The 25,151-nt window shown below is 60.9% G+C and carries 19 protein-coding genes; 13 read left to right on the top strand and 6 right to left on the bottom strand.

Features of this window, described 5'->3' with window-relative positions:
- Window positions 1–10: 10 nt before the first annotated feature.
- The 5 genes from CO583_RS09080 (at window position 11) to CO583_RS09060 (ending at window position 7,688) form a co-directional block, all read left to right on the top strand.
- On the top strand, window positions 11–1,840 hold the full coding sequence (locus CO583_RS09080) for a tetratricopeptide repeat protein (protein ID WP_248630870.1): 1,830 nt from the start codon (window positions 11–13) through the stop codon (window positions 1,838–1,840).
- A 2-nt stretch (window positions 1,841–1,842) separates the two neighbouring features.
- Entirely contained in the window at window positions 1,843–4,824 is a 2,982-nt protein-coding gene (locus CO583_RS09075; protein ID WP_248630878.1) for a glycosyltransferase, read from the top strand.
- 134 nt (window positions 4,825–4,958) lie between these two features.
- Window positions 4,959–5,849 carry a hypothetical protein gene (locus CO583_RS09070; RefSeq protein WP_081563372.1) on the top strand — a complete coding sequence of 297 codons (891 nt, stop codon included), beginning with the start codon at window positions 4,959–4,961 and terminating at the stop codon, window positions 5,847–5,849.
- A 49-nt stretch (window positions 5,850–5,898) separates the two neighbouring features.
- Window positions 5,899–7,152, top strand: a complete 1,254-nt coding sequence (locus CO583_RS09065) for a glycosyltransferase (RefSeq protein WP_197981651.1) — start codon at window positions 5,899–5,901, stop codon at window positions 7,150–7,152.
- Window positions 7,149–7,688, top strand: a complete 540-nt coding sequence (locus CO583_RS09060) for a hypothetical protein (RefSeq protein WP_086431843.1) — start codon at window positions 7,149–7,151, stop codon at window positions 7,686–7,688. The genes CO583_RS09065 and CO583_RS09060 overlap by 4 nt, the downstream gene beginning before the upstream one ends.
- A 163-nt stretch (window positions 7,689–7,851) precedes the next feature.
- Here CO583_RS09060 and dps read toward each other — a convergent pair whose 3' ends face one another.
- Both dps and CO583_RS09050 read right to left on the bottom strand, forming a co-directional pair.
- On the bottom strand, window positions 7,852–8,358 hold the full coding sequence (gene dps / locus CO583_RS09055; RefSeq protein ID WP_043559660.1) for a DNA starvation/stationary phase protection protein Dps: 507 nt from the start codon (window positions 8,356–8,358) through the stop codon (window positions 7,852–7,854).
- A gap of 90 nt (window positions 8,359–8,448) precedes the next feature.
- Window positions 8,449–10,953, bottom strand: coding sequence for a glycosyltransferase (locus tag CO583_RS09050; protein ID WP_248630869.1), 2,505 nt, complete (start codon window positions 10,951–10,953; stop codon window positions 8,449–8,451).
- Window positions 10,954–11,208: 255 nt separating this feature from the next.
- Between CO583_RS09050 and pstC the strand changes: the two genes are divergently transcribed.
- The 4 genes from pstC to phoU are packed head-to-tail and all read left to right on the top strand — an operon-like array spanning window position 11,209 to window position 14,631.
- Window positions 11,209–12,153: a phosphate ABC transporter permease subunit PstC gene (pstC, locus tag CO583_RS09045; protein WP_081562574.1), complete on the top strand. Its 945-nt coding sequence runs from the start codon at window positions 11,209–11,211 to the stop codon at window positions 12,151–12,153.
- A complete protein-coding gene (gene pstA, locus CO583_RS09040) occupies window positions 12,150–13,058 on the top strand; it encodes a phosphate ABC transporter permease PstA (protein WP_103765329.1) in 909 nt (302 codons plus the stop codon). The genes pstC and pstA overlap by 4 nt, the downstream gene beginning before the upstream one ends.
- Before the next feature lie 20 nt (window positions 13,059–13,078).
- Window positions 13,079–13,885, top strand: coding sequence for a phosphate ABC transporter ATP-binding protein PstB (pstB, locus tag CO583_RS09035; RefSeq protein WP_198027217.1), 807 nt, complete (start codon window positions 13,079–13,081; stop codon window positions 13,883–13,885).
- A gap of 20 nt (window positions 13,886–13,905) precedes the next feature.
- Window positions 13,906–14,631 carry a phosphate signaling complex protein PhoU gene (phoU, locus tag CO583_RS09030; RefSeq protein WP_103765328.1) on the top strand — a complete coding sequence of 242 codons (726 nt, stop codon included), beginning with the start codon at window positions 13,906–13,908 and terminating at the stop codon, window positions 14,629–14,631.
- 108 nt (window positions 14,632–14,739) lie between these two features.
- Here phoU and CO583_RS09025 read toward each other — a convergent pair whose 3' ends face one another.
- Window positions 14,740–16,158: an amino acid permease gene (locus CO583_RS09025; RefSeq protein WP_043559646.1), complete on the bottom strand. Its 1,419-nt coding sequence runs from the start codon at window positions 16,156–16,158 to the stop codon at window positions 14,740–14,742.
- A gap of 172 nt (window positions 16,159–16,330) precedes the next feature.
- Window positions 16,331–16,960, bottom strand: coding sequence for a TetR/AcrR family transcriptional regulator (locus tag CO583_RS09020; protein ID WP_052349008.1), 630 nt, complete (start codon window positions 16,958–16,960; stop codon window positions 16,331–16,333).
- A 264-nt stretch (window positions 16,961–17,224) separates the two neighbouring features.
- Between CO583_RS09020 and CO583_RS09015 the strand changes: the two genes are divergently transcribed.
- From CO583_RS09015 to CO583_RS09000, 4 genes are read left to right on the top strand one after another with little or no spacing between them, the layout of a single operon-like run.
- On the top strand, window positions 17,225–18,400 hold the full coding sequence (locus CO583_RS09015) for an efflux RND transporter periplasmic adaptor subunit (RefSeq protein ID WP_081562571.1): 1,176 nt from the start codon (window positions 17,225–17,227) through the stop codon (window positions 18,398–18,400).
- Between the two features lie 6 nt (window positions 18,401–18,406).
- Window positions 18,407–21,550 carry an efflux RND transporter permease subunit gene (locus CO583_RS09010; RefSeq protein ID WP_043559643.1) on the top strand — a complete coding sequence of 1,048 codons (3,144 nt, stop codon included), beginning with the start codon at window positions 18,407–18,409 and terminating at the stop codon, window positions 21,548–21,550.
- A 2-nt stretch (window positions 21,551–21,552) separates the two neighbouring features.
- Window positions 21,553–23,040, top strand: a complete 1,488-nt coding sequence (locus tag CO583_RS09005) for an efflux transporter outer membrane subunit (protein WP_143539876.1) — start codon at window positions 21,553–21,555, stop codon at window positions 23,038–23,040.
- Between the two features lie 26 nt (window positions 23,041–23,066).
- Window positions 23,067–23,420, top strand: coding sequence for a hypothetical protein (locus CO583_RS09000; protein ID WP_052349007.1), 354 nt, complete (start codon window positions 23,067–23,069; stop codon window positions 23,418–23,420).
- A 25-nt stretch (window positions 23,421–23,445) separates the two neighbouring features.
- On the opposite strand, the gene pnuC is transcribed toward CO583_RS09000, so the two are convergent.
- Together pnuC and CO583_RS08990 are read right to left on the bottom strand one after the other, a co-directional pair.
- A complete protein-coding gene (gene pnuC / locus CO583_RS08995; RefSeq protein ID WP_248630867.1) occupies window positions 23,446–24,021 on the bottom strand; it encodes a nicotinamide riboside transporter PnuC in 576 nt (191 codons plus the stop codon).
- Between the two features lie 3 nt (window positions 24,022–24,024).
- Window positions 24,025–25,149, bottom strand: a complete 1,125-nt coding sequence (locus CO583_RS08990; protein WP_248630866.1) for a phosphotransferase enzyme family protein — start codon at window positions 25,147–25,149, stop codon at window positions 24,025–24,027.
- Window positions 25,150–25,151: the final 2 nt, after the last annotated feature.

The following is a 25,151-nucleotide window of genomic DNA, read 5'->3' as shown; positions in this document are numbered from 1 at the left end:
GCTCATGGCCATGGCACGCAGGCTTGCCATTTTTGACACCAAAGCTCGCAGGCTTGCCCGGGCAACCCGGTTGCTGGAAGAGGGGAAAACGCCACAGGCTTTTTCCCTCTTCGCAAAACTTGCAAATGCGGGCGTTCCAGAGGCGGCATACAGGGTTGGGCAGTGTTATCTGTCCGGTCAGGGGACGCCTTCTTCGTTGGAGGAAGGTGCCCGCTGGACGTTTGTTGCGGCGGAGGCTGGTCTTGGCGAGGCCAGTTTTACGCTGGCCACGCTGTTCGCCATGGGTGTGCCGGACGGATTTGACCCGGCCAGGACCGTTCCCGCAGGCAGTGGCCTCTATGAGCGTTTTGATACGGATGCCATGGATGCCCACAAGCCGGATTTTGCCCGGGCCCGCATATGGGCGGAAAAAAGTGCCGCCGCCGGGCATGTCGAGGCCCAGGCCCTTTTGGGGCATATTTTCAATCATGGTCCTGATGACCTGCAGGACAGGCAGGCTGCACGTCACTGGTATGGCGAAGCTGTGCGGGGCGGGTCATTGCAGGGGGCGCTCGGGTTGGGACTCATCCTGTTGGATGAGGCTGAGGATGACAGTCAGCGGGCGCAGGCTGTGGAGCTTCTCCAGCAGGCCGCAGAGGGTGGCATCGGTCTGGCCAATGCTGCCATGGGGTGGATTTACGAGCATGGTGCCAGTGGTCAGGCCCGTGATGCCGGGAAGTCTGCCAGTCATTATCTGAAAGCCGCCGAGCAGAACATTCCGTCTGCCCAGGCCCGGTACGGGCTGATGCTCCTGAAAGGCGTTGGGGTAGAGGTCAATGTCATCCAGGGGGAAAGCTGGCTGCGCCGGGCAGCCTATGGCGGGGATGCCGAGGCAGCGGCCCTGCTGGGAGACCTGTACATCCGGGGGGAAGAACTGCTCCGGCGCCCGATGGAGGCCGCCCGCTGGTATCAGCTTGCTGCTGAACAGCATCATACCCCTGCGGCCCGTGTGCTGGCCGTGCTGTATCTGACAGGAACCGGCGTCCCACGGGATGAGAGAAAAGCGGCCCAGTGGTTCAACCATGCTGCTATGCTGGGGGACCATATGGCCGATGCAGACCTTGGCAATCTGGTGCTGGCCGGTGTGACCCGCCCGGAAGATGAACAGCGCAGCCTCCAGCAGCGTCTCAGGCAGCAGGCGGAAGGTGGAAATCTGCTTGGTGCCTTCAATCTGGGCGTCTGTCTTGCGCAGGGTGTAGGGGGCACGGCAGATGAGACGGAGGCCTTCTACTGGCTGGGTCTGGCACGGGAAGGTGTCGTCAACGCACAGTACTGGTATGGCCGTATGCTGTTTGAAGGGCGTGGCGTGGCACAGAACAGGGAAGATGGTTTTCTCTGGATGGACAAGGCCGCCCGCCAGGGTATGCCGGAAGCCTGTGTCAGTGTGGCGCAGCTGCTCGTGACAGGGCAGGTGGGCGGAAGCCGGGACCATGCAAGGGCGCTGGAGCTGTACCAGAAAGCCGCTGAGGCCGGGTTGCCAGAGGCCTATTTCTCCCTTGGTGCCATGCATGGGGGTGGTCACGATGTGCCGGTCGATCTGGAGCGGGCCCGTGAATGTTTCGAGGAGGCCGCACAACGGGGGCATGGTCTGGCCCAGATGATGCTGGGGCGTTACCTGCTTCGGGGGCTGGGTGGGCCTGAGAATGGCGAGCAGGCCCGGTATTGGCTGGGGCAGGCTGCACGGCAGGGAATTGAACAGGCACAGACCCTGCTGGACAGTCTGGCAGACCCTTCTGCTGAGGCCTCGCAGGACCCCGCCTTGATGGACATGGCGGCAGTGGAGACCGGGATCAGCCGGTGAAGATGCAGGCCAGCTTCATCCCGGGTTATGGTCGTCTTCTCCGGGTACAGGATGAGGCCCGTTGGACAGCCCGGCATATGCAGGCCATCCAGACTGCGTTTGATGAAGGCCGGGCCTGCCTGACCCAGGGCAGGCGGGAGGATGGTCTCTTCTGGCTGAAGCGGGCCGAAGCGCTGTCCGGGCGGGATGACAATATCAGCTTTACCTGTGCCATGGCTCTGCTGGAGAGTGGTGCCATTCCGCAGGCCCTGCCGCGGCTGGAACGTCTGTGGGCCCGGTATGGGCTGCGGGAAGCCGGGCTGGCTCTGGCAGGAGGGTATCTGCGATGCGGGGCCACCGGGCCAGCGGCCCGTATCATGGGGCAGGTCCTGTCCCGGAACAGTCTGACGGTGGAGCATCATGCCCTGGCGGACAGCCTGTCTTTTCCTCTCGGGGTGCCGGGCTGGGCCGTGCTGTCCAATGCGGGGGCTCTGCGGCTGCGTGCAGTTGGCCCGGTGGACCTTGTGCTGGATGGCCGACGTTTGGGAACAGTGACAGCCGGTGTGCATGATCTGGCCCGGCTGGTGCCGGAGGAGGCCGGACCATGGTGGCGGGGTCAGCAGCTTGTCGTGTTGTGTCATGACCGGCCGGTATTGGGGAGCCCGATCGACATACAGGCCCTGATACGTTGCCAGTCGCTGGTCATGGCGGAGGCGGAGGGTGTCCGGGGCTGGTTGTGGTATCCTGGTGAGCCGGACTTTCTGCCATGGTTGTGGGTGGAGGGGCATGAGGATCCGCTACGGGTGGACCGTCCTGCGGAAGCCTTCAGCAGTACGGCCCTGCTGCAACGGCCCCGGGGTTTTTACCTGCCTTATGCGGACTGGCCCCGCCTGCTGCACCGCCCGACCGGTTTTCAGGATCAGTATGACCGTCTGCTGAAGGGCGCTCCGCTTGATCCCGCTCTGGTACAGCTGATGCGTACGCCAGAAGAGGGGGGAAACAGGAGGAAGGGCTGGACGAAATCGGGGTGCCGCATGGTCCGGAAGCACGGCGGGGCCGACAGGCGGAAAGACGCTGTGGGGACAGGCTGTGCCATCATTGTGCCGGTCTATCGGGGGGAGGCCGAGGTGCGGGCCTGTCTGGCCTCCGTTCTGGCCACCATGCCGGACTCCTGTCGCCTCATCATCGTGGATGATGCGTCCCCGGATGCCGGGATTCGGGATCATCTGGACAGGCTGGCGGCGGCGGGCCGTATCACCCTGCACCGGCAGATGACGAACCAGGGGTTTGTCAGCAGCATCAATGCTGGAATGGCCCTTGTGCCAGCCGGGTGGGATGTCATTCTGCTCAACAGTGATACGCTCGTTTCTGGCAATTGGGTGGAGCGCCTGTGCCATTGGTTGCGTCTTGAGCGGGCAGGGACGGTCACGCCTTTCTCCAATGCGGGGGGGCTGACATCCTATCCGTCGCATGAGCGTGACAACCCGGCGCCTGATCCCGCAGCCTTGGCCGCCATGGACAGGCTTTTGCAGGAACAGGCGGAAAGTGTCCGGCCGGTGGTGGAGCTGCCGACGGCCAACGGGTTCTGCATGGGGATTGCAGCAGCCTGTCTGGCCGAGGTGGGGCAACTGAGAGGGGCTTATTTTGCCCAGGGTTATGCTGAGGAGAATGATTTCTGCCTTCGGGCTAGCGAGGCTGGCTTCCGCCATCTGGCCGCTGTGGATGTCTATGTCCTGCACCATGGGCATGGGTCTTTCGGGCAGGAGGCAGTGCCTCTCCTGCGTCGCAATCTGGACATACTGAATCGCCTGTATCCCGGCTATGATGCGGCCATACAGCGGTGGAAGAAGGTGAATCCGTTGCGGGATTACCGCCGGCTGCTGGACGGGCGGCGGCTGCGCCAGCATAGGGAGCGTTTTGTCGGAGCGGTGGCCCTGTTCCAGCATCGTGGGGGCGGAGGGGTGGCCCGTGCTGTGAGAGAGCAGGCGGCCCTGCTGGGGCAGGCGGGGCTTCTGCCCATCATTCTGGAGCCCACGGAAACAGGCTGCCGGGTGGTCAGCCCCGTGGAAGGGCTGGAGGCCCCCAATCTGGTGTTCACCCTGCCAGCAGAACAGCCTGTGCTGCTGGCTTTTCTGCGCCAGCTCGGCGTCCGTCTTGTTGTGTGGCACCATATGCTGGGCCATGAGCCGGGCCTGCGTGACCTGCCGCAGCAGTTGGGTGTGCCGTATGATGTCCATGTGCATGACCATGTCTGGTTCTGTCCCCGCATCGCACTGCTGGACAGGCATGGCCGCTATTGTGGGGAACCCTCCATGGCGGGCTGCATGGAATGTCTGGGGCGGGGCAGCGTGCTGGCGGATGATGGGCTGACACTGCCTGCTTTTCTGGCCCGCTCGGACAGGGAGCTGCGTCAGGCCCGCAGGATCGTGGCCCCGTCCATGGATGCGGCCTCTCGGTTGAGGCGGCACATGCCCGGCCTTGGGGATATCAGCATCGAGCCGCTGGAAGATGACTGGCAGATCAGGGCATCAGGCCCCCTGTTGCGCAGTGAGCGCCTCCCAACGCCGGAGCGGCCTCTGAAAATACTGGTTCTGGGGGGAATCAGCCGCTGGAAAGGTCATGATGTGCTTCTGGCGCTGGGGCAGCACATCCAGAGGGAAGGGCTTCCTCTGCAACTCATAGTTGTTGGAAGTACGCATGATGACACGGCCAGCCTTGCGGCGGGCATCAGGGTGACTGGCTCTTATGAGGACAGGGATGTTCTGCCCCTGATAGAGGATGTGAAGGCGGATGTTGGTTTCGTGACATCCATTGCCCCCGAGACATGGTGCTATGCGCTGGGCTGGTTGTGGAAGGCCCGGCTGCCGGTCGTGGGCTTTGATATCGGTGCTTCTGCGGAACGTCTCAGGCAGGCGGGGCCAGCCTGGGGACAGGTTCTGCCGCTGGGGCTTCCGGTGGAACGGCTGGCTGGTGTTTTCCTGCGGGAAAAATGTCGCCAGGAGTGAACCGTGCCCATATATGACGATGACATTTTGCAGAATATTATCAAATCAGTTATGATTACAGGGACATTTTAAGATGTTCTGTGCAATGTGGGCGCCTCGCGCTTGACGCATGGAAGATGATCATCGGAGATAGCATGCCAGAGACGGACACAGAACAGCCTCGTCATCGTGTTGTGGACCTGAAGGCGGGAGCCCACGTGATGACGCTGGACGCCGGCGTTTTTTGTGTGTTTCACGCCCCGGGCCAGGTGGAAGCTGGGCCGAGCGGACTGCCGGGTGTGCGGATATCCCGGGCACCGGGTGTGCCGGAGGATGCCGTCGAGGTTGTCACGTTTGCTGCCGATGGCTGGATGGGAGCTGCCAACAGCGCTGCACTGGTAAGGGTGAGGCGTGGTCCTGCCGGTGTGATGGTGACGACCTATCAGGATGGTCAGGCAGGAAGTGAAACGCCCCGCCTTCAGGTGATCAGCCTTATCAGTGGGGTACCGGCGGACCCGGCTGCGGGCGCCATGGCGGAAGGGAACCGGGTTGGTGGCAGCAAGGCTTCCGTCTCTGGTGCTGTTGGTGGAGCAACCCGGGATGTTGTGGCCCATATCCAGCGTCGTGGTGATGTGGGCGGTGCTCTTGGTGAATGGATCGGACAGGTCGACAGCAAACGCTGGATCGAGGGTTTCGCCGTTCGTCCCGAGGGGCCTGTCCGGGCCAAGGATATTGAATATCAGGCCGTTCTGGGGCGTGGTTGGTTGTCTCCCTGGTCCGAGGGAGGGCAGTTCTGTGGTTCACGGGGGATGTCCCTGCCGATTCTGGGGCTGCGGGTCCGCCTGAAGGGTGAGGCTGCCCATAAATGGACGGTCAGGCTGGCGGCCAGCTTTACGGATGGTACGAAGGTGGGGCCCATCGAGGGGGGAGAGGAGGCTCTTCAGGCTGAGAGTCTGGCCCCGCTGGAAGGGTTCCAGCTTGAGTTTGTCCCGGTGAAGGGGCAGGGGAAAAACCAGGCTGCGGCGGCTTCTGGCAAGCGCAAATAAGGCCGTAGAAGGGGGTTGCAGGCAACGGCCCTGACAGGGCGTCAGGGGCATGATCAGGCCGGGGGAAGTGGTGCGTTTTCTTTTTGTTCATCAGAGCTTCCCAGCGCAATATGCCCATATGGTGGCTCATCTGGCCCGCAGGCCGGAGCATGACGTTGTGTTCATCACGGCGGGCAAGGGGCCGGATATTCCCGGTGTCCGCCGGGTGCTCTATCGTCCGCCGGAGGTGAGGCAGGATGGGGCGCATCCGTTCGTCCGGGAGATGGACCACGCCATCCATCGGTCTGAGGCCATTGCGACAGTGGCCCGGTCGTTGCGGGATCTTGGGTTCCGGCCAGATATTATCATTGGGCATCATGGCTGGGGGGAGCTGCTGAATATCGATTCAGTCTTTCCCGGTGTGCCTGTGCTGGGTTATTTCGAGTTCTATTATGGTCTGGAAGACCGGGACATAGGGTTTGACCCGGAGTTCCCCATGCCGCAGGAAGCGGGCCTTCTGATCCGCTGCAAGAATGCCATCAATCTTCAGGCACTGGCCGGGCCGGGGGAGGGGCAGACACCGACCCGTTTCCAGCTGGGAACGTATCCGGCCTGGGCGCAGGAGAAAATCACCCTGCTGGATGAGGGGGTTGACCTCACCCAGTATCGGCCTGACCCTTCATTGCGGCAGAAGCCATTCCGGCTGGGAAGCATCAGCGTTGCCCCTTATGAGACGCTGGTGACCTATGCTGCCAGGAATCTGGAACCATACCGGGGGTTCCACAGCTTCATGCGCTCTCTTCCCGCCCTGATGAAGGCTCGGCCGGACTGCCGGGTCATTCTGATGGGGCAGGAGGATGTCAGCTATGGTCTTCCCCCGGCGGGTGGCGGCACCTGGCGGCAGACCATGCTGAGGGAGCTTGAGGGCAAACTTGATCTTTCCCGCATCCATTTTGTCGGCTGGCTGGAGAGGGAGCAGATGGTCCGGGTTCTGCAGCGTTCGGATGCCCATATCTATCTGACCTACCCTTTTGTCCTGTCATGGTCGCTCAGGGAGGCCATGGCCGTGGGCTGTCCGCTTGTGGCCAGTGATACGGCCCCGGTGCGGGAATATCTGACGCACGGGGAGACGGCTCTTCTGGTTCCCTTCCTGCAACCGGATGCCATCGGTGATGCTGTCCTGCACCTTCTGGAAAACAGGACACTTGCCGAGACGCTGGCTCATAATGTACGGCGCCATGCAGAAAATGTGCTGGATGTAAGGCAGTATCTTGCCCAGTATGAGGCCTTGATAGGCAGAATGACAGGTCGTGAGGGAATATGAACATGCCGGAGATGGACAGGGCTGCCTTTCAGGCATTGGTGGCTGGCTGGATTGTCAAGAAATCCCCGTCTTCTGCGCCGCAGCGGCTGACGGAAGAGGACTTTGCCCAGCTGGAAGATGCTGCCTGGCGGAGCTGGTGGGCCGGGCAGGCTGGGGCTGAGGAGAATCCGGCAGAGAAAGCCATGCTGAAGAGCGTGACCGAGGGCTGGATCGTGCAGCGGGAGCGGGGGGGCATACCGGGGCCTCTGGGGGAAGAGGATTTCAGGGCGATCATGAATAGCCTGAAGCCTGAGAGAGTTCCGCCTGCCGTGCCTGAACCTGTTGTGGAGGCCGAGCCGGAGGCCGTGTCCGAACCGGACCAGCCTGTTCTTCAGCCTTTGCCTGCAGATGCCAACATCAAGGACTGGCGTGCTGATTACATGCCGGATGATCTGGGGGCCGGGAACGATGTCCTGCCGGATGGTCGTGCTGTCAGGGATGTCTTGAAGGAAGATCCTTTCTATTTCGCACGGCTTCATCTGGCTCTGTCCCTCTGAGGGCAGATACGGTGCGGAGATCGGGAAAGGGTGGCTGTGGCCACCCTTTTTTCATGCCTGAAAGGGATGCGGGTGTCGGGCAAAGAAAAAGGCATGCCCCTGTGGGAGACATGCCTTTTCCCGGTCAGCACGAAGCCCGAAGGCCCCGGTGTGGCCCAAACCCTTAGCGGGGGCCTGCTTCAGCCTGGAGGTGAGCCTCGAGGAACCAGAGGTTCTTGTCCAGCCCGCGGGAGATCTCGGTGAAGATGTCGGATGTATCTTCATCGCCAGCTTCGGCCGTCACCTTGATGGCTTCACGGACCTTGTTGGCCACGACGCCATAACGCTCTGCCAGAGCCTTTACGTGGTCATGCACGGTGTAGATGTCCGTGGGGTACGGAGCGCAGTTGGTGTTCTTCTGCACTGTCTGCACGGTACCGAGAGCCACGCCACCCAGCTGGACGGCACGCTCTGCGGCGGTATCGACAAAGCCATCCAGCCCGCTGCGGAAGCCGTCCAGCATCTCGTGTACGCCGATGAAGTTGACACCCTTGAGGTTCCAGTGGGCCTGCTTGGTCACCAGTGCCAAGTCGATCAGGTCAGCCAGACGAGCATTCAGTGTCTCGATGGAAACAGCCTTCGTGTTGTCCGGTGTGTTGTTGCTGGTGTGATAATGATTGATCTTGCTCATCATAGTGCTCCTTCGTGTTCTCCCGTCCTTCACTGGAGGGGAGAAAACTTTTTCAGAAACCGGGAGGGACTCCTCCGGGCCTCGTTACCCTCAGGACCATAAATCCTCTGGGTTGCGGAGGTCAAAGAAGGTCCTCAGGTCCTGCCGGAAATAATGTGGGTATGCCGGATCATTTTTAAAGAGCGGATTGTCTTTCCATCGTTCCAGCATGATCTGTTTTTCGTTGAAAAAACGGGCCTCATGTTCCGGGCGGTCGTCACTCCCCCGGGAGAAGCTCTCATGATGGACGGCTTCCGCCTCGGCGCAGAAGAGGATGCGGTACCCGTTGTCGCGGATTTTCAGGCAGAGATCGACATCATTGTAGGCAACGGTCAGGCCGACTTCATCAAATCCCCCCATGGCATCAAAGAGCGGGTGGGAGACCAGCATGGCAGCCCCGGTGATGGCCGTCACCTCGTGGCTGATACACAGGCGCCCGATGTAGCCGAAAGCTTTCGCCGGCTGGAGACGATGGACATGGACCCCGATGATGTCTGGCCCGACAGCCACACCAGCATGCTGGATGGTGCCATTGGGGTAGAGGAGCCGGGCCCCGACGGCGCCAACATCCGGTGCGGCCTGTGTTTCCTGCACCATCCGTTTGAGGAAATCCGGCTGGGTGACGATGACGTCATTATTGAGGAAAAGCAGCAGGTCGCTGTTGCTGTGTCTGGCTGCCAGATTGTTGAGCCGGGCGTAGTTGAACGCTTCTTCTACATGCAGGATGCTGATCCGGTCATGGTTCCGTATTCCGTCCAGCCATGCCAGCGTTTCCCTGTTTGTAGAGAAATTGTTCACAAGGATGATGTCGAAGGCACTGTAGGTCTGGGTGTCCAGGAGGGATTCAACACAGCGCCGTGTCATGTCCAGCTGGTCCCGGAAGGGGATGATGATGCTGACGGCAGGCTGCTTCCGGAACGGCCAGCGAATGGAATAGAGGCTGAGATGCTCCACGGAAGAAACGGTCGCCTTGATGCCACGGCGTTTCAGATGTTCGGTGATACAGGCTTCACCGGCCCGGATGGCATTGCCCTTGTTGCTGACACTGCTGGACGTGGAGTTGGGGCTCTTGCGCCAGTGGTACAGAATTTCCGGTACGTGGTGGATGGCCTCGCGCGGGATGATCTCCACGGCACGGAGGAGGAAATCATGGTCCTGTGCCCCGTCATGGCGGCTGTCCAGTGGGCCGGTCTGGCGGACAGTGTCTGCCTCCATGAAGGTGAGATGGCAGATATAGTTGCAACCCAGAAGGTAGCGGTAGTCATAGTCGGGTTTCAGGTTTGGTTCGAGGAAGTGCCCTCCAGCATCCACCTTGTCCTCGTCGCAGTAGAGCAGCCTGGCGCCGGTCTCCAGCGCAGCCCGGACCATGTTCTCCAGGGCGACATCCACCAGCAGGTCATCATGGTCGAAGAAGGCAATGTAGGCGCCCTTTGCGTGGCTGATGGCCTTGTTGGTTGCCCCGGCAATGCCCCGGTTCACTTTCAGTGAGAATGTGCGGATTCTTCTGTCTTTCCGGGCATATTCCCTGAGGAGCGCTCTGGTCCGTTCACACTGGCTACCATCATCGACAAGGATGAGCTCCCAGTTTTCATAGGTCTGGTCCAGGACGGATTCGACAGCAGCGCGGAACTCCGCCTCATCTGGCCGCCATGTCGGGCAGAGGACGGAGACGAGAGGTGTTTCCTTCAGCGGACGGGCCTTGCGCAGCAGGGCTGTCTGTTCCCGCAGGAGGGGGTAATAGCTTTTTGCCCAGCGGTCATAATGCTGGAGGCTGAGCGGCTTGCGGGGAATCAGCGAGCGTGTGGTGTTGCGCAGGGCTGTCAGCTGCTGGTGCAGGGCGGCGATGCTGTTTTCAATCTGTACGAGTTTTGCCGTCAGCTGGTCATCGGCCAGGGCCGTGACCAGCGGGCTGCCGACAAGCGGGATTTCGTCAGGCAGGCTGGTAATGGTGATCTCGTGGGGAAGGCCATCATGATAGCGCTGGGGGATGGGCAGCTCGAATCCGCAGTTGGGGGCGCTTTTCAGGAACTCGACAACATCGCCCCGGTAGCAGTCGGCCCGGACAGTCCCGACCGGCACACCATCCACCCTGACAGACACGACAACATGGCCGGACCAGTCAGCCCCCGGATGATTGCGGGAAACGACCCAGCCCCGCAGCAGCCCTTCGAACATGCCATCAACGCAGCTCTGATATTCGGTCTGGGGCGGGCGTGAGAAGGTGAGGGTCTCATGCGCCCTGTCGGGCTGGTCCTCATCGGGGAAGAGAAGGGCGGTGCGGTCATCAAAGCGGATGGAGATGCCGTGCTGTGCGCCATCACAGGCTTCCGGGGGGAGCCTGAAGCGGAAGCCCAGCTTGTTGCTGGGAATACGCAGGATCTGGCGGACATCCTCCCGTTTGAGGTCGCAGAGAACCTGCATGACTTCCTGGCCATCCACCAGGACATGCAGCAGGACAACACGGGACGGCTCGTGCAGGTTGACAGCCCAGCCTGCAATGATGCCGTTCTGGCTGTCCACCGTATCAACAAAACCCTGGAACTGATGTGCAGGCATTGTCCTCTCCTGAAATCAAGGTCTGGTGAAAGAGGTCTGTTTCATAATTGTGAAATATTTCCGTGCCAGACACATGGCATTTTTCATTCCGAAATGAGGAATACAGAAAAAAGCGGGTTCTTCCACCATCAAAGTGGGACAATCGCTTTTTCTGACGGTTGTTCTTTGCGGGCAGGGACGGTAATGCACGAAGGCGAGGCATCCTTCATCATGAGGGCAGGCCTCTGAAGGTGAAACGGTCAAGGCTTCGGATACATGCGCATGACGCCCGTATTGCGTTCATCACACCGTAGAGCGGGGTTCGACGCCGTTTTCCATGGGTTGCTCCTGCTCTGCTCACTGCTGGTGCTGGCCATGCTTGGCGGGCTGATCCTGCTGATGGCCACAGGCGGCTGGCAGGCTTTCACAAGGTTTGGCCTTTCCTTTTTCACGACAGTCTCGTGGAATCCCGTCAAGGATACATACGGGGTTCTGGCCCCTCTACTGGGGACACTCGTCAGCACGCTCATTGCCATGCTGATTGCCGTCCCCATGGCGTTTGGTACGGCCTTCTGGCTGACCTACATCGCCTCGGGGCGGTTTGCCTCCATCGTCGGGACGACCATCCAGCTTCTGGCGGCCGTGCCCTCCATCATTTTCGGCATGTGGGGGTTCCAGACCATCGTCCCGTTCATTGCCCGTGATGTACAGCCTTTCCTGAACCATCATTTCCGGCATGTGCCTGTTCTGGGGTCCGTGCTCTCCGGTCCTCCGGTTGGTACGGGGCTTGTGACGGCCGGTATCATATTGGCGGTGATGATCGCTCCATTCATCACGGCGGTGATGGTGGATGTGTTCGGGGCGGTTCCCCCCATGCTGCGGGAAAGTGCCTACGGGCTGGGGGCAACACGCTGGGAGATGATGCGCAAGATTGTCGTGCCCTGGTCCCGCAATGGCATGATCGGGGCGATTGTGCTGGGCATGGGGCGTGCACTGGGTGAGACCATGGCCGTGACTTTCATCATCGGTAACGTGACGACCGTGGGCTGGTCCCTGTTTGCGCCACGCAGCACCGTGGCCTCGCTGATTGCCCTCCAGTTCCCGGAAAGCCCGGAAGGCTCCCTGCGTCTCTCGTCTCTCATGGCGCTGGGCTTCATCCTCATGCTCCTTTCCTGTGTCAGCTTGGCGCTGGCACGTTGTCTCAGAGGGAAACGTCAATGACGGAACCTGTGATCTCTCCGGCATCTTCCAGCGAGGCCGACAGGGCCGGTTCTGAGTCGGGGCGATGGCGTCCGGGGCGCAAGGCCCTGCGGCGGCAGATGCTGGATTATGTGGCGACAGGCGTCAGTATTGTGGCGGGGAGTGTCCTGCTTCTGGTTCTGGTCTCCATCCTCTGGACGCTGTTGAGCCGTGGGCTGGTAGGTCTCTCATGGGCAACACTGGCGCACAGGATGGGGCCTCCCGGTTCTGGTGGCGGGTTGGCCAATGCCATCGTGGGCAGCCTTTTGCAGACGGGTCTTGCCCTGTTGATGGCGGCCCCGGTCGGGCTGATGTGCGGCATCTATCTCTCCGAATATGGGCGCAAGGGCAATCATTTCGCCAGTGCCGTGCGGTTTGTGGCGGACATGCTGATGTCGGCCCCGTCCATTCTGATCGGCCTGTTCATCTATCAGCTGCTTGTCGTGCCATTCGGTCACTTTTCCGGGTTCTCAGGTGCTGTGGCGCTGGCCGTGCTGGCCCTGCCCCTCATCGTGCGGACAACGGAGGACATGCTCCGCCTGGTACCAACGGCCATGCGGGAGGCGGGAGCGGCCCTGGGAGCGGCCCGCTGGCGGGTCATCCTGTCCCTTTGCCTGCGTTCGGCCCGCAAGGGCGTGACGACCGGCATTCTGCTGGCCCTGGCCCGCATGGGGGGAGAGACGGCTCCGCTGCTGTTCACATCGCTGGGCAATCAGACCATGTCCACCGACATGACCCGGCCCATGGCCAGCCTGCCCATCGCCATCTACCAGTATGCCGGTGCCTCTTATGAGGACTGGGTGCAGCTGGCCTGGACGGGTGCCCTGCTGGTGACGTTCGGCGTACTGCTCATCAACATCACCGTGCGGCTTTCATCCCGTCACTGAAATCAAGGGAAGAGAATTTCATGCCTTCTGCCTCGATGTCATCTGCCAGCCTGTCGGGCAGGGAACCTGTACAGGATGTCGCCCTTTCAGTACGGGACCTGAACTTCCATTACGGGACGCACCATGCCCTGCATGGCATTTCGCTGGATTTCCCGGCCCGCTGCGTGACGGCCATGATCGGTCCCAGCGGGTGCGGCAAGTCCACCCTGCTGCGTGTCTTCAACAAGATTTACGCCCTTTACCCCGGCCAGCGGGCCACGGGTGAGGTGATGTTCGATGGACGCAACATCCTTGATGATTCCATCAATCTGGACATGCTGCGCTCCCGCATCGGGATGGTGTTCCAGAAGCCGACGCCGTTTCCCATGTCCATTTATGACAACATCGCTTTTGGCGTGCGCCTGCATGAGAAGCTGAACCGTACGGAGATGGACGAGCGGGTGCAGGACGTGCTGACCCGTGTCGCCCTCTGGAACGAGGTGCGGGACCGGCTGAATGCCCCGGCGACCGGGCTTTCCGGCGGACAGCAGCAGCGTCTCTGCATTGCCCGCAGTATTGCGACCAGGCCGGAGGTTCTTCTGCTGGATGAGCCGACCTCCGCTCTGGACCCGATCTCCACCGCCCGGATTGAAGAGTTGCTGGATGAGCTGAAAGAAGAGTTCACCATTGCGATCGTGACGCATAACATGCAGCAGGCTGCACGTTGTGCCGACCGTGTCGCTTTCTTCTATCTCGGCAGGCTGGTGGAGGTGGATACGGCAGACCGTATCTTCACCAACCCTCGTGAGAAGCAGACACAGGACTACATTACCGGCCGGTTCGGATAAGCGGGAAGGGGAGAGAGATCATGCCACACGAGCGTTCTCATATCGTCTCGAGTTTTGAGCAGGAGCTGGAACAGCTCCGGGCCATGATGGTGAAGATTGGCCGTATCGTGGAGGAGCAGGTGGGGCTTGCCCTTCGTGCCATTTCCGACCATGACGAGTCCGCCGCTGAAGAGGCCACGAGGCTGGACCCGGAGGTGGACGAGCTGGAGCGGGAGGTCGAGAGTCTGGTCATCCGTCTGCTGGCCCTGCGCAGCCCGATGGGGGCGGACCTGCGGGAGATCGTTGCGGCCTTGAAGATTACGGGGGACCTGGAGCGTATCGGCGATTATGCTGCCTCCATTGCCCGCAAGGCCATCAAGGCGGCGTCCGGTGACGGGCAGATTTCCCTGTCCGGCCTGCGGAGTATGGGGCGGCTGGTGAAAGAGAATCTGGGCCGGACGGTGGATGCCGTCATTGCGCACGATGCCAACCAGGCGATGGAGGTCTGGCACGCCGACCGGGGCGTGGACGAACATTACGTGACCGTGTTTCGTGAGCTGGTCACTTACATGATCGAGGATGCCCGGAACATCCGTGCCTGTACGGAGCTTCTCTTCATTGCCAAGAATCTGGAGCGTATTGGCGATCATGCCACCAATGTGGCCGAGCGGGTCTACTACGCCGTGACGGGTGAGAACCTGCCCACAACCCGCCCTCGCGGAGGAAGCCCAACCCGCTCACTCGGGCAGGGTGAAGACACGGACTGATCTGCTCCTCCTACCGGCTCCCGGGAGGGCCAGCCAGCAGACATGAAAAACCCCCGGCAGGCTCAGGCTCTGCCGGGGGTTTTGTGTGATGGCGGGATGCCGGGTCCCTCAGGACTCGGCCTCGTCATCATTGCGTTTCAGGAGCAGCCAGCCGCCATAGAAGATCAGGGCCAGAACAGGGATGGAACCAACCGTGATGGTGCCGGATGGATAATCAAAAGCCATCATGATCAGGACCATCACCAGGAAGGCCAGTGTCAGCCAGCCTGTATAGGGGGCTCCCGGCATGGCGAAGCCTGTCCTGGCAATGCGCCCCTGTTTTATGGCTCTGTGCAGGCGCAGCTGGCAGAGCAGGATGGTGGCCCATGTCCCCAGAATCCCCAGAGAGGAGATGCTCAGCACGATCTCGAAAATCTGCGTGGGGTACAGATAATTCATCAGTACGCCAATGAGATAGATGAAGAGTGTTGCCCCGATCCCCACATAAGGGACGGCATTGCGGTTCAGCTTGCTCATGGCCTGTGGGGCAGAGCCACCAAGGGCCAGGGCACGCAGGATACGCCCTGTGGAATACAGGCCGGAGTTGAGGCTGGAGAGGGCGGCCGTCAGCACCACGAAATTCATGATGCTGTCAGCAGCAGGCAGGCCCAGTTTGTGGAAGAAGGTGACGAACGGGCTTTCTCCGGCATGGTAGGCCGACCATGGCATGAGGCAGACCAGCAGGGCGACAGACCCGACATAGAAAACCACAATGCGCCAGATCACGCTGTTGACGGCATTGGGGACGACCTTGCGGGGGTTTTCACACTCACCGGCGGCAATGCCGATCAGCTCTGTTGCAGCATAGGCAAAGACGACACCCTGGATCAGCATCAGCGAGGCAACGACTCCGTGCGGGAAGATGCCGCCGGACTCGGTAATGAGATGGAGACCCGGCGTGTATGAGCCGACGTGCGTGCCGCTCAGCAGGACATAACCGCCCACGCTCAGAAAGATGACCAGCGTGAGGACCTTTACCAGTGAGAACCAGAATTCAATCTCACCAAAGTACCGCACGCCTGTGAGGTTCACCGCTCCGACCACAACCAGAGCTCCCAAGGCAATCAGCCACTGGGGAATATGGCCGAACATCGGCCAGTAATGGATGTAAAGCGCAATGGCCGTGATGTCGACGATGCCGGTCATGGCCCAGTTGAGGAAGAAAAACCAGCCAGCCGCATAGGCGGCGCCTTCTCCAAGAAACTCACGGGCATAGGTGACGAAGCTGCCGCTGCTGGGCCGGTACATCACCAGCTCCCCCATGGCCCGCAGGATCATGAAGGCACAGATACCGCAGATGGCATAGGTGATGGCCAGCGACGGCCCAGCAATCTGGAGGCGGGACCCCGCCCCCAGGAACAGACCGGTGCCGATGGCTCCACCGATGGCGATCATCTGCACATGCCGCCGGCTCAGATCTTTCTGGTAACCTTCATCCGTGGCGCTGGCCTGTCTGGGTCTGGTCTGGTCGGAGGGAGATGTAGTCATGCGATGATCCTGCAATGGTCGGTCTAGAAGGCCCATGGCCCGGCAGGGTGATACCTTTTCGCTTCCGTCTGGTCTGCCATGTGTTTTACGAATAGATTCTATAACTAACACTAAAGGCTTTGCCAATGCGCAGCGGAAGGAAAGAAACTTTTAACAACCTATTATTTTGCGGTTACTGGTCTGCCATGCCTGTCATGCTGGCTCTGGTGCGGCATCCATGCAGGAATATGCGGAGTCCTTCTTCCAGATAATGGTGCAGGTTTTCCCTGTCACGTGCCGGCCCGCAATGGGCAAGCCGGGACAGGATGGGGCCGCCGATGGTCAGGCCGAAAAGGTGGTCTGCGGCATCGGCAGCATTGCCAAAATGCAGCAGTCCGGCCTTTTTCTGTACCTCAAGCCAGTTCTGGATGTTTGTCTTGCTGCCGGCGTTATGGAAGAGCTCTGTCATGAGCTGCTGGATGGAGGGGGAACGGTTTGTTTCACCGATGATGGTGCGCATCAGGCCGAGGCGTTTTTCGCAGAGGAGAATTTCCGCCATCTGGAACACCATGGCACGGAGCTGGTCTTCCATCCCGGTTTCCGGGATGGGGGAGGGGGTAAGCGGGACAAAAAGCTCGGAGAGCAGGAGCTGTTCCAGCAGGTTCCGTTTGGAGGGGAAAAAGAGGTAGAGCGTCTTTTTCGACATTCCTGCATGGTGGGCGATATGGTCCATCGTGGTGTGATGGTAGCCCTGCTGTTGCAGCAGCGTGCAGGCGACCCGGAGAATGGTGCTGCGGCGGTCCGTGTCATCATGAGGCTGCATGGCACCACGCTCCTTGCGAGATGGAAGAAGAAGTTTTGCCTTGTGCCCGATTCCGGCATGGGTCTGTCAAGCCCTGCATGAAAAGAGACCGTTTTCATGATCTTTTTGTGAGAAGAGAGCAGGGATGGGATTGACCGGCGGGGAGGAAACTGGATAGTTTCCTCTTCCACTACGTTTTTTTCATGGCGTGATATGGTGCAGGCGGTCTTTTTTGCCTGTAGCCTTGTTGCCCCATGTCCATTCCTCAGAGAGGCCGTCACGTTTATGCTCATGTTCCGCCCGAAACTGGCTGTGCGTCTGTCCCAGACGGTCATTTATGGCAGTACGGCCCTGCTGGGTTTTGGGGTTCTGGCCGGGTGTCAGAAGAAAACGCCCCCAGCACCGCCGCCCCAGTCCGTTGCCGTCATGACACTGCACAGGCAGAGCGTTCCGCTGGAAACATCACTCCCGGGTCGGACGGATGCCTACGAACAGGCACAGATTCGCCCGCAGGTCAGCGGCGTGCTCGTTTCCCGCACCTTTGAGGAGGGCAAGGACGTACAGGCCGGGCAGCCTCTCTATCAGATTTATATTGCACCGTTTCAGGCGGCGTATGACCAGGCCCGCGGGCGGTTGATGGAGGCCCAGGCCAGCGCCATCCGTGCCCATGCCCAGCTGAAGCGTTACAAGGCTCTTGTCGGGCCCAGGGCCATCAGCCGTCAGGAATATGACAATGCGCTGGCTACGGCCCGTCAGGCGGATGCCGAGGTGGTGCAGGCACAGGCCGCCGTCGAAACGGCCCAGGTCAATCTCAACTACACTCATGTGCAGTCACCAATTGATGGACGCATCGGCCGGACGCTTTACACGGCAGGCACACTGGTCACGGCCAATCAGAGTACCCCCATTGCCGTGGTTACACGGCTGGACCCGATCTATGTGGATGTCAATCTGGCGGCAGAAGACATGATCCGCCTGCGGCGTGAGCTGGCATCTGGCCAGCTGGAGCGGAACGGCAGCGAGGCCGCCGTGACGCTGGAACTGCCAGATGGCTCCACCTATGGTCAGACAGGTCAGCTGAAACTTTCTGAAGTGACGGTCGATCCCGGTACGGGGACGCTGGTGATGCGTGCTGTCATGCCCAACCCGGACAAGCTGCTTCTGCCGGGCATGTTCGTCCATGCCCACATCAAGGAGGGCAGCGACCCGAATGCCCTGCTCCTGCCGCAGGTTGGCGTGCAGCGGACGCCCAAGGGTGAGCCTTATGTCATGGTGGTGGATGGGCAGAATCACGTCCATCTGCGCATGGTCGGGCTAGGGCAGACAGTTGGGGCCCGCTGGATGGTTACCAGAGGCTTGAAGGATGGGGAAAGGGTGATCGTTGAGGGCTTGCAGAAAGTTCATCCTGAAGGGGAGGTCAGACCCCATGAGGTCAGTCTGGCTGATCTGGGGATGGAGTAACGGCCCATGTCACTGTCACGTTTCTTTATCGACCGCCCCATCTTTGCCTGGGTGGTCGGGCTGATCATCATGCTTGTGGGTGGTGTGTCCATCACACAGATGCCAATCGCCCAATATCCCACCATTGCTCCGCCGCAGATTGCTGTCAGTGTGGATGATCCCGGTGCCTCGGCCGATACAGTCAACAACACGGTGGTACGGCCCATCCTCCAGCAGATGTCTGGTCTGGACCATCTGGAGTATCTGTCTGCCCAGTCCTATGGCAGCGGCCATATGGAGATCGACCTGACCTTCGAGCAGGGGACGAATCCCGACATCGCCCAAGTGCAGGTGCAGAACAAGCTCCAGCTTGCCCAGCCCCGTCTGCCGCCCGAGGTGGTCAGCCAGGGGCTGAGTGTCACCAAGGCAGCCAAGAACTTCATGCTCGTCATCGGCTTCATCTCCACTGACGGGAGCATGAACGGGAAGGACATTTCGGATTACGTGGCGTCCAACGTGATGGACCCGCTGTCCCGCATTTCCGGTGTGGGGGATCATACGCTTTTCGGGTCCGAATATGCCATGCGCATCTGGATGGACCCGGACAAGCTGTACAAATATGGCCTGACCGTGAGTGACGTGCAGAGTGCCATCCAGAGCCAGAACATCCAGGTGGCATCCGGTGAGCTGGGTGGCCTGCCTGCCCGCAAGGGGATCGGGCTTGATGCCAACATCATCGGCCCTGTCCGCCTGACGGAACCGGAACAGTTCAGCAACATGCTGCTGAAGGTCCAGCAGGATGGCAGCCAGGTCCGCATGAGAGATATCGGGCACGTTGAGCTGGGGGCACAGAGCTACAATTTCACGTCCCGTTACAACAACAAGCCGGCCACGGCCATGGCCCTGAAGCTGGCCCCCGGTGCCAACCAGCTTGTGACGGAAGATGCCGTCCGGGCGAAGATTGCCCAGCTGTCGCAGTTCTTTCCCAAGGGGTTGAAGGTCGTCTACCCGCTGGATACGGCACCGTTCATTACCCACTCCATCGAGGAGGTGATCGAGACACTGCTGGAGGCCATTGCGCTGGTCTTCATCGTGATGCTTGTCTTCCTCCAGAATTTCCGGGCGACCCTGATCCCTACCATCGCTGTTCCGGTGGTGCTGCTGGGAACGTTCGGCATCCTGTCGGTGCTGGGTTATAGCATCAACACGTTGACCATGCTGGCCATGGTGCTGGCTGTGGGGCTGCTGGTGGATGATGCCATCGTGGTGGTGGAAAATGTCGAACGTGTGATGAGCGAAAAGGGCCTTTCCCCACGGGACGCCGCCCGTGAATCCATGGATGAGATTTCTGGAGCGCTGGTGGGTATCGTTCTGGTCCTCAGTGCGGTGTTTCTGCCCATGGCCGCCTTTGGCGGGTCCACCGGGGTGATTTACCGTCAGTTCTCCATCACGGTGGTGGCGGCCATGTGGCTGTCCGTTCTGGTGGCCATGGTCATGACGCCGGCTCTTTGTGCCACCATGCTCAAACCCATGAAACATGAGGTCCATTTCCGTCCGGCAGTCTGGTTCAATGAGCGGTTCGACTGGCTGACGAAACGGTATGTCAGTGGCGTGCGCCGCATGTTGCATTTCCGCACCCCTGCCATGATCGTTTTCCTGGCCCTGACAGGGCTGGTGGGCTTCCTGTTCATGAAGGTGCCAACGGGCTTCCTGCCAGACGAGGATCAGGCCCTCATTTTCGGGCAGGTCAGCATGCCTGCCGGGGCAACCGATGCGCAGATGGGAGCCGTCAACCACCGCATCACCGAATACGTGCTGAAGACCTATGGCCGGGATGTGGAATCCGTCTTCACCATGAATGGCTTCAGCTTCGCCGGGCAGGGGCAGAATGCCGGTGCGTTCTTCATCAGGCTGAAACCGTGGGACAAGCGGCCTGGTTATGCACATTCCAGCATGGCCATTGCCAACAGAATCATGGGGCATTTCTGGGGGGATCCGGCAGCGCAGATTTACGCCCTGAATCCCCCTGCGGTGATGGAACTCGGTAATGCCACCGGGTTCGATCTGGAGCTGGAAGATAACGGCCATATCGGTCATCAGGCCTTCCTTGCCGCCCGGAACAAGCTTTTGGCAGCGGCGTCCAAAAATCCGCTTCTGTCCGCTGTGCGCCCGATGGGGCTGGAAGATGCCCCCCAGTTTGTATTGGACCTCAACCGTGAGAAGGCCAATGCACAGGGCATCAGCAATGCGGAGCTCAACACGACGATCCAGGGGGCCTTCGGCTCGATTTACGTCAACCAGTTCACCCGCAATGACCGTGTAAAGCAGGTCTATATCCAGGGTGAGCCTTTCTCCCGCATGACGCCAGAGGATCTGAACCGCTGGTATGTCCGCAACAATCTGGGGGACATGGTACCCTTCAATGCGTTTGCCACGGGTCACTGGATTCTCGGTGCGCAGAAGGTGGAAAACTATAATGGCCTGAATTCCTATGAGATTCAGGGTGTGCCTGCCGTTGGGGTCAGTTCCGGCCGTGCGGTGGAGGAAATCGAGAAGATCATCAAGACCCTGCCGCCGGGAGTGGGGCATGAATGGACGGGCCTGACCTTTGAGCAGCTGGCGTCCGGCAACGCTACGGGGCCGCTTTATGCGCTGGCGGCCATTGTGATCCTGCTCTGTCTGGCTGCCCTGTATGAGAGCTGGGCCATCCCGTTTGCCGTGCTGCTCGTGCTGCCGCTGGGCGTGCTGGGGGCCATCGGTTCGACACTCTGGCGTGGGCTGAGCAATGACGTCTATTTCCAGGTCGGGCTTCTGACAACCGTGGGGCTGGCCGTGAAGAATGCGATCCTGATCGTGGAATTCGCCAAGGCCTTTTATGAGCAGGGCGACACGCTGGAAGATGCTGTCATGAAGGCCGGGCAGGAGCGTCTGCGTCCCATTCTGATGACCTCCATAGCTTTCGTCTGCGGTGTGTTCCCACTGGCTATTGCCACGGGTGCCGGTGCAGCCTCCCGTGTGGCGATCGGGACCTGTGTGGTAGGCGGTATGCTTACCGCTACCATTCTGGCCATCTATTTCGTGCCGCTGTTCTTTGTGGTTGTGCTGCGTCTCTTCAGGGTCAGGCGGCTTTCGGAACAGCCTCATGCAGGGCAGGAAGGAGATCACGCATGACCATGAAGCAGCACGGCAGGAACAGGGCCGTTCTTGCAGGGATGATGGGGCTGGGCAGCCTGCTGCTGACTTCCTGCAACCTGTCTCCGAAATATCATCGGCCGGATGCGGCCGTCTCGCAGACCTACCCGGCCGATGCAGAGATCAGGCCGGGCCAGCCCGCCCATCAGCAGGTGTCCGATCTTGGTTGGGAAGATTTCTTCACCGATCCACGGCTGAAGGCCCTTATTGGTCTGTCCCTTGCCAACAACCGGGACCTTGCTGCCCAGATGGCCGCCGTGGCGGCCGAACAGGGGCAGTATCAGGTGCAGAATGCCGCCCTGTTCCCGACCATTTCAGTCGGGGGTGGTGCACAGTATGTGGGGCCGTCCGATACGGCCGGGTTCGCCTTCGCACCGGGGTCTGGCACATCGGTGTCCACACTGCGTTTCTATCAGACGTCCATCGGATTTTCGTCCTATGAGATCGACCTCTGGGGACGCATCCGCAACCTGAGCCAGGCCCAGAAGGAACAGACGCTGGGCACGGTCGAGAATCTGCGGAACCTGTGGATCACCACCGTCTCACAGGTGGCAAGCACCTACATCCAGTGGCTGGCGGATCGGCGTCTGCTGGACCTCGCCCACCGTACAGCCCGCACGAGGGCGGATACATGGCGTCTCAACAAGCTGGAATATGATCATGGCGAGCTGGATGCCCTGACCTTGGCCCAGAGTGCGACCGAGCTGGAGCAGGCCCGTTCTGACGAGGAGAAGGAAACAAGGGCTGTGGCGGATGACGAACATGCGTTGCAGCTGCTCGTCGGCACGCCCCTGCCTGCAGACCTGCCGCCGCCCCTCCCGATGGGCCGGCAGACGATGATTTCCGACCTGCCAGCCGGTCTGCCGTCCGACCTGTTGCAGCAGCGGCCCGACATTATGGCGGCCGAGCACAGCCTGCTGGGAGCCCATGCCTCTGTCGGGGCGGCCCGGGCCGCTTTCTATCCCCGTGTGACGCTGACGGCGAGCGAGGGGACCAGTTCTCTCCAGTTCCGCCGCCTGTTCAGCCATCTGGCCGAGACATGGGGCGTCTCCCCCAATATCAGCATCCCGCTGCTGACATGGGGTGTCAATGAAGGGAACCTGCGGACGGCCAAGGCCAAGCTGAAGCAGGGCATTGCCGAATATCAGAAGGCCATCCAGTCGGCCTTCCGGGAAGTGTCCGATGCGTTGACAGCACGGGAGACATACCGTCGGCAGGACAGTCATATGATCGTGCTGGAAACACAGGCCCAGCGGGCTTACGATCTCGCCCGGATGCGCTATCATGCTGGCATCGACAGTTACCTGACCACGCTGGTGCAGGAGCGCCAGCTCTATCAGGCCCAGCAGACCCGCATCATGGTCGAGGCGGCACGGTTTCAGAACATGGTAACGCTGTATCGTGCCCTGGGTGGCGGCTGGAGCCGCAAAAGCCAGGGGACATCAAACACACCACCCGGCCATCTGTAAGGGGTCGGGCCGAGGGGAGACGGCATATGCGTTTTATGAAACAGGCTGGCCTGCTGGCAGGAACTGGCATGATGCTGATGGGCGTGGCCGGACTGGCTCCTGCGCAGGCTGATGAGGCTGATTCGGTTGTCAGAAAGCCGATGCCCGGCTCGTCCCTGCCCAGGGTACATGCCGATTATAGCATGTTTCATTTTGTTCCCCGGGGTGATGAGGTGACCGTGCAGCCCGAGCGGAACCGCCTGCTGTTCCGCAAGAAAAGTGGTCAGCCAGATGGCTATGGCGAACGCCGTGGGGCTGCCATCGTCTATTATGATTCCAGCGGGAAACCCGTCCGCATCCAGCGTCTCACGCCGGAAGAGCTGGATCGGATGAACCAGTAGGAACGGTCCTGCCTGTTTCGGGGGGTCAGCGTTTCCACTTCCAGTAGCCGTAGAGGCCGAGGCCGGTATAGCCGGCATAGAGCAGGGCCGTGATGGTGAGAGAGCGGTTGATGAACAGGCCCGTATAGATCACGTCAATGCCGGACCAGAGCAGCCAGCTCACACGGTGGCGCCGGGCTGTCCAGAGCTGGGCAAGCAGGCTGGCTCCGCTCAGCCCTCCATCCAGAAGAGGAGTTGGGTCGTCACTCCAGCGTTGCAGGGCCAGAATCCAGAGAATGGAGAGAATCAGGAAGAAGCCCGTCTCCAATATGGCCCGGTTGAAGGCGAGAGGGCGGGCGGGCAGGTCATCTGCCGGGCTGGATGGCCTATCGTGGCGGAGGTTCCCTCCGGCCTGTTTTTCTCGTGCCCACAAGGCCCAGCCATAGAGGATGGCGATGCTGAAGACACCTTGCAGCACCGTGTCTGCATAGAGATGGGCCTGGAAGAATACCGTGCCATAGAAGAGCGTTGCCAGCAGGGAGATGGGCCAGCCCATCATGAGGCGTTGTGCTGTCAGCCAGACGCCGGAGGCACTGAGCAGTGCGGCGATCAGTTCCGTCATGGGTCAGTCTCTTTCCAGCATGGCCAGCAGGGCCCGGCCACGCTCCGTCTGGAACCAGCGTGCATGGCCGATGAGGTAGTCCCGCCGGGATATGTCGGCGGCGTTCCTGTTGCCGAGGACATGGCCGTAATAGGCAACCTCTGAAAGGGCAAAGGTGACGTGGCAGAGGGGCAGCCAGCAGGCGGTGAGGCGTTTCTCGGCAGGGCTGCGGGGCCGCTGGACATCATAGGCGTGCAGGAAGGCCCTCAGCTGCTCCTCATGCACGGTCGGGCAGCCATCCGGGGCCAGCCAGCTGATGAAGCTGCGTTCCATGGCCACGGCGAGGTCGAAGCTGGCACTGGTCAGGTCACACATGCCGAAATCGAAGGCACGGGCAGCCACGAGCCCATTACTCTCCCTGTGCCAGAGGAGGTTGGCCCCGTGCCAGTCCCCATGCCCCCAGAGGGGGCGGTCTTCTGGCAGCAGGGGGAGCAGGGCTTCATGGAACGGGACCAGAAGGGGCAGGACATCCCGTTGCAGCGATGAGAGGGGATATGTGTCTGTCAGCCCTTCCTGTCGGGTGATCCACGGGATCAGGCTGTCCGCCAGTCTGTCGCCCAGCAGGGGATGCCGGGCGGAAATGAGGGGTGGGTCATGGCGTGGTGGGGCCTGATGGCCCTCGCTGGCCTGATGCAGCCGTGCCAGAAGTGTTCCGCTGGAAGCCGCCTGTGCCGTGTCGTGATAGGGCCGCCATGAGTCCAGCCCCCGATAGGCGTCCTGCTCCGTGTAAAGGGGGAAGGCTTCGTAGGTATGCTCGGGCGTGGCCAGGGCGGTCCGGCCATCCAGCATGGGCAGTGGGGCGGCGGCTGGCAGGCCCCGCTTTGCCAGATGGCTGGCGAAGCGGTGTTCTTCCGTCAGTGTTTCCACAGAGCGCAGGGCACGTCCATGGCGTTTGAGGAACAGCCGTCCCCCGTCTTCCAGTGCCACGATGGCCGAGGCGGAGAAGGGGCGGCGGCTGTGCCAGAGGAGAGGATTCCGGGCGGGCCGGACACCCCAGCGTGGCAGAAGGGCCGTGACGTCACCGTCTGTCAGGGGAGGCCAGACGCAGCCATTGTAACCGCTTTCCAGACCAAGGGGGCGTGCCGACATGC

It is taken from the genome of Parasaccharibacter sp. TMW2.1882 (assembly GCF_023337635.1).
Lineage (GTDB): Bacteria > Pseudomonadota > Alphaproteobacteria > Acetobacterales > Acetobacteraceae > Bombella > Bombella apis.
Note: the sequence above shows the minus strand (reverse complement) of the source record. Positions and strands in the feature narration are given on the sequence as shown.

What these genes read in the sequence shown, in the direction of transcription:
- CO583_RS09050 (WP_248630869.1), bottom strand. Translation starts at nt 10,953, where the DNA reads ATGCCTGCACATCAGTTCCAGGGTTTTGTTGATACGGTGGACAGCCAG.
- pstA (WP_103765329.1), top strand. Translation starts at nt 12,150, where the DNA reads ATGACGGAACCTGTGATCTCTCCGGCATCTTCCAGCGAGGCCGACAGG.
- pnuC (WP_248630867.1), bottom strand. Translation starts at nt 24,021, where the DNA reads ATGACGGAACTGATCGCCGCACTGCTCAGTGCCTCCGGCGTCTGGCTG.
- CO583_RS09025 (WP_043559646.1), bottom strand. Translation starts at nt 16,158, where the DNA reads ATGACTACATCTCCCTCCGACCAGACCAGACCCAGACAGGCCAGCGCC.
- CO583_RS09075 (WP_248630878.1), top strand. Translation starts at nt 1,843, where the DNA reads ATGCAGGCCAGCTTCATCCCGGGTTATGGTCGTCTTCTCCGGGTACAG.
- CO583_RS09010 (WP_043559643.1), top strand. Translation starts at nt 18,407, where the DNA reads ATGTCACTGTCACGTTTCTTTATCGACCGCCCCATCTTTGCCTGGGTG.
- CO583_RS09060 (WP_086431843.1), top strand. Translation starts at nt 7,149, where the DNA reads ATGAACATGCCGGAGATGGACAGGGCTGCCTTTCAGGCATTGGTGGCT.
- phoU (WP_103765328.1), top strand. Translation starts at nt 13,906, where the DNA reads ATGCCACACGAGCGTTCTCATATCGTCTCGAGTTTTGAGCAGGAGCTG.
- pstB (WP_198027217.1), top strand. Translation starts at nt 13,079, where the DNA reads ATGCCTTCTGCCTCGATGTCATCTGCCAGCCTGTCGGGCAGGGAACCT.
- CO583_RS09080 (WP_248630870.1), top strand. Translation starts at nt 11, where the DNA reads ATGGCACGCAGGCTTGCCATTTTTGACACCAAAGCTCGCAGGCTTGCC.
- pstC (WP_081562574.1), top strand. Translation starts at nt 11,209, where the DNA reads ATGCGCATGACGCCCGTATTGCGTTCATCACACCGTAGAGCGGGGTTC.
- dps (WP_043559660.1), bottom strand. Translation starts at nt 8,358, where the DNA reads ATGAGCAAGATCAATCATTATCACACCAGCAACAACACACCGGACAAC.
- CO583_RS09020 (WP_052349008.1), bottom strand. Translation starts at nt 16,960, where the DNA reads ATGCAGCCTCATGATGACACGGACCGCCGCAGCACCATTCTCCGGGTC.
- CO583_RS09005 (WP_143539876.1), top strand. Translation starts at nt 21,553, where the DNA reads ATGAAGCAGCACGGCAGGAACAGGGCCGTTCTTGCAGGGATGATGGGG.
- CO583_RS09015 (WP_081562571.1), top strand. Translation starts at nt 17,225, where the DNA reads ATGCTCATGTTCCGCCCGAAACTGGCTGTGCGTCTGTCCCAGACGGTC.
- CO583_RS09065 (WP_197981651.1), top strand. Translation starts at nt 5,899, where the DNA reads ATGATCAGGCCGGGGGAAGTGGTGCGTTTTCTTTTTGTTCATCAGAGC.
- CO583_RS09000 (WP_052349007.1), top strand. Translation starts at nt 23,067, where the DNA reads ATGCGTTTTATGAAACAGGCTGGCCTGCTGGCAGGAACTGGCATGATG.
- CO583_RS08990 (WP_248630866.1), bottom strand. Translation starts at nt 25,149, where the DNA reads ATGTCGGCACGCCCCCTTGGTCTGGAAAGCGGTTACAATGGCTGCGTC.
- CO583_RS09070 (WP_081563372.1), top strand. Translation starts at nt 4,959, where the DNA reads ATGCCAGAGACGGACACAGAACAGCCTCGTCATCGTGTTGTGGACCTG.